The organism is Vallicoccus soli, assembly GCF_003594885.1.
GTDB classification, from domain to species: domain Bacteria; phylum Actinomycetota; class Actinomycetes; order Motilibacterales; family Motilibacteraceae; genus Vallicoccus; species Vallicoccus soli.
Map to the genome: position 1 here is coordinate 89,133 of NZ_QZEZ01000008.1, position 11,915 is coordinate 101,047.

At 75.7% G+C, this 11,915-nt stretch carries 13 protein-coding genes; 10 read left to right on the forward strand and 3 right to left on the reverse strand.

The features are described 5' to 3' along the window. Positions 1-156: 156 nt before the first annotated feature. From D5H78_RS15660 to D5H78_RS15695, 8 genes are all read left to right on the forward strand, one after another. On the forward strand, positions 157-930 hold the full coding sequence (locus D5H78_RS15660; protein WP_425472967.1) for a helix-turn-helix transcriptional regulator: 774 nt from the start codon (positions 157-159) through the stop codon (positions 928-930). Beyond that, positions 927-2,336: a Fe-S cluster assembly protein SufB gene (gene sufB / locus D5H78_RS15665; protein WP_119951441.1), complete on the forward strand. Its 1,410-nt coding sequence runs from the start codon at positions 927-929 to the stop codon at positions 2,334-2,336. The genes D5H78_RS15660 and sufB overlap by 4 nt, the downstream gene beginning before the upstream one ends. A gap of 155 nt (positions 2,337-2,491) precedes the next feature. Beyond that, positions 2,492-3,649, forward strand: a complete 1,158-nt coding sequence (gene sufD, locus D5H78_RS15670) for a Fe-S cluster assembly protein SufD (protein ID WP_425472968.1) — start codon at positions 2,492-2,494, stop codon at positions 3,647-3,649. A gap of 25 nt (positions 3,650-3,674) precedes the next feature. After that, positions 3,675-4,448: a Fe-S cluster assembly ATPase SufC gene (gene sufC / locus D5H78_RS15675; protein ID WP_119951443.1), complete on the forward strand. Its 774-nt coding sequence runs from the start codon at positions 3,675-3,677 to the stop codon at positions 4,446-4,448. After that, on the forward strand, positions 4,445-5,734 hold the full coding sequence (locus tag D5H78_RS15680; RefSeq protein WP_245941683.1) for a cysteine desulfurase: 1,290 nt from the start codon (positions 4,445-4,447) through the stop codon (positions 5,732-5,734). Before sufC ends, D5H78_RS15680 begins: the two co-directional genes overlap by 4 nt. A gap of 10 nt (positions 5,735-5,744) precedes the next feature. Further along, positions 5,745-6,200 carry a Fe-S cluster assembly sulfur transfer protein SufU gene (gene sufU, locus D5H78_RS15685; protein WP_119951542.1) on the forward strand — a complete coding sequence of 152 codons (456 nt, stop codon included), beginning with the start codon at positions 5,745-5,747 and terminating at the stop codon, positions 6,198-6,200. Then, positions 6,197-6,526: a metal-sulfur cluster assembly factor gene (locus D5H78_RS15690; RefSeq protein ID WP_119951444.1), complete on the forward strand. Its 330-nt coding sequence runs from the start codon at positions 6,197-6,199 to the stop codon at positions 6,524-6,526. Before sufU ends, D5H78_RS15690 begins: the two co-directional genes overlap by 4 nt. 46 nt (positions 6,527-6,572) lie before the next feature. Continuing rightward, positions 6,573-7,136: an acVLRF1 family peptidyl-tRNA hydrolase gene (locus tag D5H78_RS15695; protein WP_165865767.1), complete on the forward strand. Its 564-nt coding sequence runs from the start codon at positions 6,573-6,575 to the stop codon at positions 7,134-7,136. A gap of 57 nt (positions 7,137-7,193) precedes the next feature. On the opposite strand, the gene D5H78_RS15700 is transcribed toward D5H78_RS15695, so the two are convergent. Both D5H78_RS15700 and D5H78_RS15705 read right to left on the reverse strand, forming a co-directional pair. Further along, positions 7,194-7,664: a hypothetical protein gene (locus D5H78_RS15700; RefSeq protein ID WP_119951445.1), complete on the reverse strand. Its 471-nt coding sequence runs from the start codon at positions 7,662-7,664 to the stop codon at positions 7,194-7,196. After that, positions 7,661-8,722 (reverse strand): GTP-binding protein, encoded by a 1,062-nt coding sequence (locus D5H78_RS15705; RefSeq protein WP_119951446.1) that lies wholly within the window; start codon positions 8,720-8,722, stop codon positions 7,661-7,663. Before D5H78_RS15705 ends, D5H78_RS15700 begins: the two co-directional genes overlap by 4 nt. A gap of 103 nt (positions 8,723-8,825) precedes the next feature. On the opposite strand from D5H78_RS15705, the gene D5H78_RS15710 reads away from it, so the two are divergent. Next, positions 8,826-9,161, forward strand: coding sequence for a hypothetical protein (locus D5H78_RS15710; RefSeq protein WP_119951447.1), 336 nt, complete (start codon positions 8,826-8,828; stop codon positions 9,159-9,161). Positions 9,162-9,167: 6 nt separating this feature from the next. Here D5H78_RS15710 and ypfJ read toward each other — a convergent pair whose 3' ends face one another. Further along, on the reverse strand, positions 9,168-10,139 hold the full coding sequence (gene ypfJ, locus D5H78_RS15715; protein WP_119951448.1) for a KPN_02809 family neutral zinc metallopeptidase: 972 nt from the start codon (positions 10,137-10,139) through the stop codon (positions 9,168-9,170). 171 nt (positions 10,140-10,310) lie between these two features. On the opposite strand from ypfJ, the gene D5H78_RS15720 reads away from it, so the two are divergent. Then, a complete protein-coding gene (locus D5H78_RS15720; protein WP_119951449.1) occupies positions 10,311-11,909 on the forward strand; it encodes an ABC-F family ATP-binding cassette domain-containing protein in 1,599 nt (532 codons plus the stop codon). Positions 11,910-11,915 lie beyond the last annotated feature (6 nt).

Below are 11,915 nucleotides of genomic sequence, written 5' to 3' on the forward strand. Positions count from 1 at the left end.
ATGATAGGTCCGGCGGGCAGGACGTGCCGCCCGCCGCGGGGCGGCGCCGCAGGTGAGGGTCGCCTTCCGTGACGCACCCCACGCCGGCGCGCCCGCGACCGGCGGCGGCGCGGCTTGCGACCCGGGCATCAATAACGTGACACTCGCGTTGTGGAAATCGTGGGCAGCGACAGCGGCAGGGGGGGCACCTCCCCGCAGGAGGCGACGGGCGAGCACGCCACCCGTCGTCGCGTCGCCCGCGCCGTCCTCGAGGACGGGCCCTCGACGGCCGCCGCGCTCGCCGAGCGCCTCGACCTCACGACGGCCGCCGTGCGCCGCCACCTCGACGCGCTCGTCGCCGACGGCACGCTCGAGGCGCGCGAGCCGCGCGAGGACCGCCGGCCCCGCGGGCGCGGGCGACCGGCCCGCGTCTTCGCGGTCACCCGCGGGGGTCGGTCCGCGTTCGGGCAGGAGTACGACGACCTGGCCGCCAGCGCGCTGGAGTTCCTCGCGGGCGTGGGCGGCGACGCCGCGCTCGAGGCGTTCGCCCGCCAGCGCGTCTCGGGCCTGCGCGAGCGGCTCGTGCCGGCGCTGCACGGGCACGACGGCGAGGCCGCGGGGGAGCGGGCCGCGGCCGTCGCGGACGCGCTGAGCGCGCAGGGCTACGCCGCCTCGGCCCGCACGACGGGCACCGGCGCGGTCCAGCTGTGCCAGCACCACTGCCCGGTGGCCGCGGTCGCCGAGCGGTTCCCGCAGCTGTGCGAGGCCGAGACCGAGATGCTCTCGGGCCTGCTCGGCACCCACGTCCAGCGGCTGGCGACCATCGCGCACGGCGACGGCGTCTGCACCACCCACGTCCCCACCAGCCAGACCAGCCAGACCAGCCCGACCAGCACGACCCGTACGACCACCAGCACCACCGCCACCCCCACCGGGAGGACCACGGCATGACCACCACGCACCCCGAGCTCGAGGGCCTGGGCACGTACGAGTACGGCTGGGCCGACTCGGACGCGGCCGGCGCCAGCGCGCGTCGCGGCCTGTCCGAGGAGGTCGTGCGCGACATCTCGGCGAAGAAGGGCGAGCCGGAGTGGATGCTCCAGTTCCGCCTCAAGGGCCTGCGCCTGTTCGGCCGCAAGCCGATGCCGACCTGGGGCTCGGACCTCGAGGGCATCGACTTCGACAACATCAAGTACTTCGTGCGCTCCACGGAGAAGCAGGCCACGTCCTGGGACGAGTTGCCCGAGGACATCAAGAACACGTACGACCGCCTGGGCATCCCCGAGGCCGAGAAGCAGCGCCTCGTCGCGGGCGTCGCGGCGCAGTACGAGTCGGAGGTCGTCTACCACCAGATCCGCGAGGACCTGGAGGAGAAGGGCGTCATCTTCCTCGACACCGACACCGCGCTCAAGGAGCACCCGGAGCTCTTCAAGGAGTACTTCGGCACGGTGATCCCGGTGGGCGACAACAAGTTCGCCGCGCTGAACTCGGCCGTCTGGTCCGGCGGGTCGTTCATCTACGTCCCCAAGGGCGTGCACGTCGACATCCCGCTGCAGGCCTACTTCCGGATCAACACCGAGAACATGGGCCAGTTCGAGCGGACGCTGATCATCGCCGACGAGGACTCGTACGTGCACTACGTCGAGGGCTGCACGGCGCCGATCTACAAGTCCGACTCGCTGCACTCGGCCGTCGTCGAGATCGTCGTCAAGAAGGGCGCCCGCGTCCGCTACACGACGATCCAGAACTGGTCGAACAACGTCTACAACCTCGTCACCAAGCGCGCTGCGGCGCACGAGGGCGCGACGATGGAGTGGGTCGACGGCAACCTCGGCTCCAAGGTGACGATGAAGTACCCGGCCGTCTGGCTGCTCGGCGAGCACGCCAAGGGCGAGACGCTGTCCATCGCCTTCGCCGGCGAGGGCCAGCACCAGGACGCGGGCGCCAAGATGGTGCACGCGGCCCCGCACACCTCCTCGACGATCGTGTCGAAGTCGGTGGCGCGCGGCGGCGGGCGCACGTCGTACCGCGGGCTCGTCCAGGTCCAGGAGGGCGCGCACCACAGCCGCTCCACGGTGAAGTGCGACGCGCTGCTCGTCGACCAGGTCAGCCGGTCCGACACCTACCCGTACGTCGACGTCCGCGAGGACGACGTGACGATGGGCCACGAGGCGACGGTCTCCAAGGTCTCCGACGACCAGCTCTTCTACCTCATGAGCCGCGGCATGACCGAGGACGAGGCCATGGCCATGATCGTGCGCGGGTTCGTCGAGCCCATCGCGCGCGAGCTCCCCATGGAGTACGCCCTCGAGCTCAACCGCCTCATCGAGCTGCAGATGGAAGGGGCCGTGGGCTGACGATGGCCGAGTCCACCACCACCGGGTTTACCACCACCGGGTCCACCACCACCGGGTCCACCACCAGCGGGTCCACCACGGGCGGGGGCACCCCGCTCGAGACCACCGTCGCCCCGGCGCAGCGCGAGGGCCTCACCTCGCCCGCGCCGGGCGGCGTGGCGGTGCGCGAGCACTCGCACGGGGCCGGCACGGCCCCCGACGCCTCGCGCGCGGACCGCCTGACCTCCTTCGCCGTCGCGGACTTCCCGGTCCCCACCGGGCGCGAGGAGGACTGGCGGTTCACCCCGCTGGACCGCCTGCGCGGCCTGCACGACGGCTCGGCCGCCCCGGGCGGCAAGGTCCTCGTCGACGTCCAGGCGGCGCAGGGCGTCCGGGTCGAGACGGTCGGGCGCGACGACGCCCGCCTCGGCACGGCGGGCGCCCCCGAGGACCGCGTCGCGGCCCTGGCCTGGGAGTCGTTCGAGACCGCCACCGTCGTCACGGTGCCGCGCGAGCTCGAGGCCGAGGGCGCGACGGTGGTCACGCTCACCGGCCAGGGGGCGGACGCGGCGGCGTACGGGCACGTGCTCGTCGACGCCCAGCCGTTCAGCCGCGCCGTGGTGGTCCTCGACCACCGGGGGTCGGCGACGTACGCGGACAACGTCGAGCTGCGCGTCGGCGACGGCGCCCGGCTCACCGTCGTGGCGATCCACGACTGGGACGACGACGCCGTGCACCTGACCCAGCACCGCGCCCGCGTCGGGCGCGACGGCGCCCTCAAGAGCGTCGTCGCGACGCTCGGCGGCGCGGTCGTGCGGGTGCTGCCCAGCGCCGCGTACGACGGCCCGGGCGGTGACGTCGAGATGCTCGGCCTCTACTTCGCCGACGCCGGCCAGCACCTCGAGCACCGGCTCTTCGTCGACCACGCGGTGCCGCACTGCCGCAGCAACGTCGTCTACAAGGGCGCGCTGCAGGGCGACGACGCGCACGCGGTGTGGATCGGCGACGTCCTGATCCGGGCGGCGGCCGAGGCGACGAGCACGTACGAGCTCAACCGCAACCTGCTGCTCACCGACGGCGCCCGCGCCGACTCGGTCCCCAACCTGGAGATCGAGACCGGCGAGATCGAGGGCGCGGGGCACGCGTCCGCGACCGGCCGGTTCGACGACGAGCAGCTGTTCTACCTGCAGGCGCGGGGCATCCCGCTCGACGAGGCCCGCCGCCTGGTGGTGCGCGGCTTCTTCGCCGAGCTCGTGCAGCAGATCGGGCTGCCGGACGTCGAGGAGCGCCTCGTGGCGGCGATCGAGTCCGAGCTGTCCACCGCCGGCGCCTGACCACGAGACACGGAGAGAGGCACAGATGAGCACCCTCGAGATCCGCGGCCTGCGGGTCAGCGTCGACACCGAGGCCGGCGCCAAGGAGATCCTGCGCGGCGTCGACCTCACGGTGAGCAGCGGGCAGACGCACGCGATCATGGGGCCGAACGGCTCCGGCAAGTCCACGCTGGCGTACTCCATCGCCGGCCACCCGAAGTACACCGTCACCGGCGGCTCGGTCACCCTCGACGGCGAGGACGTCCTCGCGATGTCCGTCGACGAGCGCGCCCGCGCCGGGCTGTTCCTCGCGATGCAGTACCCGGTCGAGGTCCCCGGCGTGAGCGTCTCCAACTTCCTGCGCACCGCCGCCACCGCGACCCGCGGCGAGGCCCCGGCCCTGCGGCACTGGGTCAAGGAGGTCAAGGAGGCGATGAGCGGGCTGCAGATCGACCCGTCGTTCGCCGAGCGCAGCCTCAACGAGGGCTTCTCCGGCGGTGAGAAGAAGCGGCACGAGATCCTGCAGCTCGAGCTGCTCAAGCCGCGCGTGGCGATCCTCGACGAGACCGACTCCGGGCTCGACATCGACGCGCTCAAGGTCGTGTCCGAGGGCGTCAACCGCGCCAAGGCCGGCGGCGAGATGGGCGTCCTGCTCATCACCCACTACACCCGGATCCTGCGCTACATCAGCCCCGACTTCGTCCACGTCTTCGTCGACGGCCGCGTCGCCGAGGAGGGCGGGCCGGAGCTGGCCGACGAGCTCGAGGCCAACGGGTACGAGCGCTTCGTCTCCCGCGCCGGGGCGGGCGCGCCGGCGTGACGGCCGTGGCCACCGGGCGCCCGGCCCGGCGCATCGACCCCGGCGCGCTGCGGGGCGACTTCCCGCTGCTCGCCCGGACGGTGCGCGGCGGGCGCCCGCTGGTCTACCTCGACAGCGGCGCCACGTCGCAGAAGCCGCGGCAGGTGCTCGACGCGGTCCGCGCGTTCGACGAGCAGCGCAACGCCGCCGTCCACCGCGGCGCGCACCAGCTCGGCGACGAGGCCACCGACGCGTACGAGGGCGCCCGCGCGACCGTCGCCGCGTTCGTCGGGGGCCGGCCCGAGGAGGTCGTGTTCAGCAAGAACGCGACCGAGGCGATCAACCTCGTTGCGTACGCGCTCGGCGGGGCGACGCTGGGGGGCGGCACCGACCCGCGCCTGGTCGTGGGACCCGGCGACTCCGTCGTGGTCACCGAGATGGAGCACCACGCCAACCTCGTGCCGTGGCAGGAGCTGTGCCGGCGCACGGGGGCCACGCTGCGCTGGCTCGGCCTCACCGACGAGGGCCGGCTCGACCTGTCGCGGCTCGACGAGGTCGTCGACGCGAGCACGAAGGTGCTGGCGTTCGTGCACCAGTCGAACATCCTCGGCACGGTCAACCCGGTGGACCGGCTCGTGGCGCGGGCGCGGGAGGTCGGCGCGCTCGTCGTGCTCGACGCCTGCCAGTCCGTGCCGCACATGCCGGTCGACGTCGCCGCCCTCGACGTCGACTTCGCCGCGTTCAGCGGGCACAAGATGCTCGGCCCCACCGGGGTCGGGGTGCTCTGGGGCCGGTACGACCTGCTGGCCGCCATGCCGCCGTTCCTCACCGGCGGGTCGATGATCGAGCTGGTGCGGATGGAGGGCTCGACGTACGCCCCGCCGCCGCAGCGCTTCGAGGCCGGCACGCCGATGGCCGCGCAGGCGGTCGGGCTGGGCGCGGCCTGCGACTACCTCTCCGCGCTGGGCATGGACGCCGTGCGCGCGCACGAGCACGAGCTCACCGCGCGCTGCCTCGACGTCCTGCACCGCGTCGACGGGGTGCGGGTCATCGGGCCGGACTCGGTCGAGGAGCGCGGGGGAGCGGTGTCCTTCGTCGTGGACGGCGTGCACGCGCACGACGTCGGGCAGGTCCTCGACGACCTGGGGATCGCCGTGCGGGTGGGCCACCACTGCGCGGCGCCGACGTGCGCGCGCTTCGGCGTGCCCGCCACCACGCGGGCCTCGTTCCACGTCTACACGACGCCGCAGGAGGTCGACGCCCTCGGGGAAGGCCTCGAGCGGGTCACGGCGTTCTTCCGGCGATGAGGTGCGCACGATGAGCGTCGAGGCCTTGTACCAGGACCTGATCCTGGACCACTACCGCAACCCGCACCGCCGCGGCCTGCGCGACCCGTACGACGCGCAGGTGCACCACGTGAACCCGACGTGCGGCGACGAGGTGACCCTGCGGGTCCGCCTCGACGGCGACGTCGTCACCGACGTGTCGTACGAGGGCGAGGGCTGCTCGATCAGCCAGGCCTCGACGTCGGTGATGACGGACCTGGTCGTCGGGCGCCCGCTCGCCGAGGGGCTGGCGAAGGGCGAGGCGTTCCTCGCCCTGCTGCAGTCCCGCGGCCGGGTCGAGCCCGACGAGGAGGTGCTCGAGGACGCCGTGGCGTTCGCGGGCGTCTCGCGCTACCCGGCGCGCGTGAAGTGCGCCCTGCTCGGCTGGATGGCGTGGAAGGACGCCGTCGGCCGGGCCACCGGAACCAGCGAGGGGAGCACAGCATGACCGACGTGACCGACCGCCCCGTCGACGTGGGCGACATCGAGGAGGCCATGCGCGACGTCGTCGACCCCGAGCTCGGGATCAACGTCGTCGACCTGGGCCTGCTCTACGGCGTGACGCTGCCGGGCGACCGCACCGTCACGCTCGACATGACCCTGACGTCCGCGGCCTGCCCGCTGACCGACGTCATCGAGGACCAGACGAACTCCGCCCTCGACGGCCTGGTCGACGAGGTCCGGATCAACTGGGTCTGGATGCCGCCGTGGGGCCCGGACAAGATCACCGAGGACGGCCGCGAGCAGCTGCGTGCCCTCGGCTTCAACGTCTGAGCGGGCGCTGACCCCGCCCGGGCCGCCCGGCGCGCCGGGCCGGCCGGTGCACGTCGCCCCGGAGCGCCTCGAGCGCTGGCTGGCGACCTTCGCCGAGCGGCACGGCGGGGCGGCGCCGCGGGACGGGCGGTGGGTCGCGGGCGACGGCTCGTGGGCGGTCGTCGGCGACCCACCGCCCGCGCGGCTCGGGCTGCTGCTGGTGCGCCGCGGCGGCTTCGCCGCGGGGGTCGCCGACGGCCCCCGGCTCGTGGCCTCGAAGGTGGGGCGCCGGCGCGTGCAGGGCCGCACGGCCGCCGGCGGCTGGTCGCAGCAGCGCTTCGCCCGACGCCGGGAGGGGCAGGCCCGCGAGCTCGCCGGCGCGGCCGCCGACCTCGCCGCGCGCCTGCTGCTGCCCGCCGCGTACGACCTGCTGGTCACCGGGGGCGACCGCCCCCTCGTCGGGGAGGTGCTCGCCGACCCGCGCCTGGCGCCGCTGCGCCCGCTCGTGGCGGAGCGGGTGCTCGACGTGCCCGACCCGCGGCTCGACGTCCTGCGCGACGCGCTCGCCACGGCCCGCGCGGTGCCGGTGCGGGTGCACGACGTGCTGCGCGACGGGCCGCCGGCGCCGTGACGCCCGTCGCCGTGGCGCCCGTCGCCGTGGCGCCCGGCACCGCAGCCCCCTCGCGCGTCACGCGGGACGGGGCGCCGGGGCGCTGACGACCGCCGCGCGCAGCGCGTCGGGGACGTCGGCCCCGGGGCGGGCGCCGTCGGCGGGGCCCCCGGCGCGCACCCACGCCACGAGCGCGGCGGCGAGCGCGGGGCGGTCGAGGCACGAGAGCCACAGCGGCGCACCGGGACGCCCGGTGGCGCCGTCGCGGCGGGCGACGACGCCGACGACGCCGAGGGCGCACGCCCCCGGGCAGTCCGCCCGCAGCAGGACCGCGCCGGGGGTGGCCCGCACCGCGTCGGCGAGCTCGTCCAGCGGCCCGGGGGCGAGCCGGCGCAGCCCGGCGCACCGCGCGCCGCCGCACACCCCCACGAGCGGGCCGTCGCGCCCGCTCGGCGCGTGCCGGTACGCCCGCCGCTGCGCGCGTCCGGCGGCCCCGCTGCCGGCCCCGTCGCCGGCCGGCTGCGCCTCGCCGGACGGGCGCGGGCTCACCTGACCCCCTCCTGCTCGCCGAGCCACGGGCCGTACCCGTCCTCGCGGGTGCTCCACCAGGCGGTGCCGAGCGCCAGCTCGGCGTCGGTGAGCGGGGTCCGCCCGAACGCCGTGGCCAGCGCCACCGCGTCGAGGTCCACGCCGGTGAGCAGGAGCCGCGACCCCGTCGCCGGGCCGGCCCCGGCGGGCACGCTGCCGATGCTGAGCTGGCCGCCGGCGCCGTCCCAGGCCACGGCGGTGCCGGGCCGGCTGGCGAGCCGCAGGCGCCCGCGCCCGCGCACCGGACCGCCGCCGAGCGCCTCGAGCTCCTCGCGCAGCCGCTCCGGGTGCAGCGGCCGGTGCGAGCGCAGGTCGAGCGTGCTCACCCCGTCGCGCGGCGCCGGGACCGAGCGGGGCAGCTCGTCGCCGCGCAGGGCGGCCGGGTCCGGGGACGCGGCGAGCAGGTCGCCGGCACCGCAGGCGTGCAGCAGGGCCCGGCGCGCCGCCGGCGCGAGGTGCTCCAGGAGGGCGTCGGCCCGTGGCGGCGCCGGGCGGGGGAGCAGCAGCGCACCGGCCGCCTCCACCTGCTGCGCGAGGGCCTCGCCGACGCCGCGGCGGTCGTCGGCGGCCAGGGCGAGGCCGCGCTCGGCGAGCAGGTCGTCGCCGAGCAGGTCGTCCACGAGCCCGTGGGGGTCGACGGCCGTGACGAGCGCCGCACCGCGCCAGGCGCGCCGCGCGCCCCCGCGGCCCCTAGGTCGCAGCGCGGCGAGCACCGGCCGGGGCCCGGCCCCGACGGGCAGCGCGAGCACGACGGCGCGCGCGCCGGGCGCCACCCGGTCCAGGGTGGGCAGGACGTCCTCGCGCAGGGCGCACCCGAGGCAGGCGTGCTCCAGCGGGCGCACGACGTCCTCCCGGACGCCGCCCAGGTCGTGCACGACGCGGCGCAGCGCCCCGTCGGCGAGGTCGTGCCGCACGACCACGGCGCCGGGCACGTCGAGCAGCAGCGCACCGGCCGCGGCGTCGCGCAGCAGCGGGTCGACGGTGGCCAGCGGGACGACGGGGACGGGTCGGTCGGGCACGAGCGCTCCTCTCCTGGTGCAGGTGACAATCATTACCAGGAACAGGTGAGCGGGGGGTCGCCGACCCCTGCCGCCGCGGGGCCCGCGCGCGTACGCTGGGCCCGTGGCCCCGGCCCTGACGCTGCTGCTCGGCGGGATCCTCGGCGTGCTCGTGCTGCTGCTCGTGGTCCTGCCGGTGCTGGGCCGCGCCGTCGGCGGAGCGCTGCGCTCGGGGCTGCCCGGCCCGCAGGGCCCGCCCGGGTCGCACCGCCGCCCGGGCCCGCCGCTGCCCGGCGGTCCCGCGCGCCCCGCGCCGGCCGAGGACGCCGCGCTGCGGCGCATGGTCGAGCAGGTGCGCGAGGCGCGCGCCACCGAGCACGGGGAGCTGCGCGAGCACCTGCTCCGCCGCGTCGAGGACGACCTCGTCGAGCTGCGGGTCCGGCTGGCCCGCCGGCGCTGAGCCGCCTCAGCGCGCGAAGGTGTCGCAGGCGGCGGGGTCGCCGGTCGTGAAGCCGCGCTCGTACCACGAGCGGCGCTGCTCGGCCGACCCGTGCGTCCACGACTCCGGGTCGACCCGGCCCTGCGTGCGCTGCTGGATGCGGTCGTCGCCGACCGCGGCCGCCGCGCGCAGCGCCTGGTCCACCTCGGCCCCGGTGACGCTGAGGTTGCCGCGGTCGTCCGCCTGGCGCCCCCACACCCCCGCGTAGCAGTCGGCCTGCAGCTCCAGGGCCACGGACAGGGCGTTCCGCCGGTCGGGGCCGGCCTGCTGCGCGGCCCGCACCTGCCGCTCGGTCCCGAGGAGGGTCTGCAGGTGGTGGCCCGCCTCGTGGGCCACGATGTACGCCGTCGCGTAGCGGCCCTCCGCACCGAACTGCGCCTGCAGCTGGTCGAGGAAGTCCAGGTCGAGGAAGATCGCCTCGTCGGGCGGGCAGTAGAACGGCCCGACCTCGGAGGACGCCCCGCCGCAGCCGGTGCTGGTGCCGCCCGAGAAGAACACCAGCGACGGCGGGCGGTAGTCCACGCCGGTGGCCGCCGGCAGCTCCTCGGTCCAGACCTCGTCGACCTCGTTCGAGACCTTGATGACGAAGCAGTCGGCGTAGCGCTCCAGCGCGCCCTCGCCGTTGCAGCGCTCCTCGAGCTCCGCCGTGCTCTCGCCGCCGGCCAGCGGACCGCTGCCCAGCACGCCCGGCTGGACCTGCGACAGGTCGAACCCGCCGCCGCCGGCCCCGCCGCCACCGCCCAGGAGGTTCACGGCGAGCACCAGCAGCAGCCCGACCACCCCGAGCCCGCCGCCACCCACCGCGACGGGGACGCCCCGGCCCCCGCGGCGCAGCCCGCCGCCCCGCAGCCCGCCGCCCCGCAGCCCGCCGCCCCGCAGCCCGCCGCCCCGCCGGTCCTGCACGCCGCCGACGTCCACCCGCCTGTCGTCGAAGTCCACGGCACCAGCGGTACCCGCGCCGGGGCCGCGACCACCCTCCGGGTGCGCGCCCCGTGCGTCCCGAGCGCGCCGGCCCGGCCGCTCCCGGCCCGTAGACTGGCGCGCATGTCCTCCTGCACGTAGGCCGGCGCGGCCCGCCACGACCCGCCCGCCAGCCCCACGGAGAGACCTGTGATCACCGCCCACGACGTCGAGCTGCGCGCCGGCGCCCGCATCCTGCTGTCCGGGGCGACCTTCCGCGTCGCGCCCGGTGACCGCGTCGGCCTCGTCGGGCGCAACGGCGCCGGCAAGACCACGCTCACCCGCTGCCTCGCCGGGGAGGGCCAGCCGGTCGCCGGGTCCATCACGCGCTCCGGCGAGGTCGGCTACCTTCCGCAGGACCCGCGCACCGGGGACCTCGACGTGCTGGCCCGCGACCGCATCCTGTCCGCCCGCGGGCTCGACGAGGTGATCGCGCGGATGCGCCGCACCGAGGGCGAGATGGCCAGCGTCGACCCCGAGACGCACGACCGTGCGATGGGGCGGTACGCGCGGCTCGAGGCGGAGTTCCTGGCCAAGGGCGGCTACGCCGCGGAGTCCGAGGCCGCCACCATCTCCTCCAGCCTCGGCCTGCCCGACCGGGTCCTCGAGCAGCCGCTGCACACGCTCTCCGGCGGCCAGCGCCGGCGCGTGGAGCTGGCGCGGATCCTCTTCAGCGACGCGCAGACGCTGCTGCTCGACGAGCCGACGAACCACCTCGACGCCGACTCGATCGTGTGGCTGCGCGACTACCTCATGGCGTACAGGGGCGGCTTCGTGGTGATCAGCCACGACGTCGACCTCGTCGAGAAGTGCGTCAACCGGGTGTTCTACCTCGACGCCAACCGGTCGGTCATCGACGTCTACAACATGGGCTGGAAGGCGTACCTCCAGCAGCGCGAGACCGACGAGCGGCGCCGGCACCGCGAGCGCGCCAACGCGGAGAAGAAGGCGGCCGCGCTCATGGCGCAGTCGGACAAGATGCGGGCCAAGGCCACCAAGACCGTCGCCGCGCAGAACATGGCCCGGCGGGCCGAGCGGCTGCTCTCGGGCCTGGAGGAGGTCCGCGCGCACGACAAGGTGGCCAAGCTGCGCTTCCCCAAGCCCGCCCCCTGCGGGAGGACCCCGCTCATGGCCAGCGGCCTCAGCAAGTCGTACGGGTCGCTGGAGATCTTCACCGACGTCGACCTGGCGATCGACCGCGGCTCGCGCGTGGTGATCCTGGGGCTGAACGGCGCGGGCAAGACGACCCTGCTGCGCCTGCTCGGCGGGGTGGAGCGCCCCGACACCGGCGGCGTCGAGCCCGGGCACGGGCTCAAGCTCGGCTACTACGCGCAGGAGCACGAGACGCTCGACCCGGAGCGCACCGTGCTGGAGAACATGCGCAGCGCGGCGCCCGACCTGCCCGAGGTCGAGGCGCGGCGCACGCTGGGGTCGTTCCTCTTCAGCGGCGACGACGTCGACAAGCCGGCGCGGGTCCTCTCCGGCGGGGAGAAGACGCGCCTCGCGCTCGCCACGCTCGTCGTGTCCAGCGCCAACGTGCTGCTGCTCGACGAGCCGACGAACAACCTCGACCCGGCGAGCCGCGAGGAGATCCTCGGGGCGCTGCGCTCGTACGAGGGGGCGGTCGTCCTGGTGACCCACGACGAGGGCGCCGTCGAGGCCCTCGACCCCGAGCGCGTCGTGCTGCTCCCCGACGGCGTCGAGGACCTGTGGAACCCGGAGTACGCGGACCTGGTGTCGCTCGCCTGAGCGGTG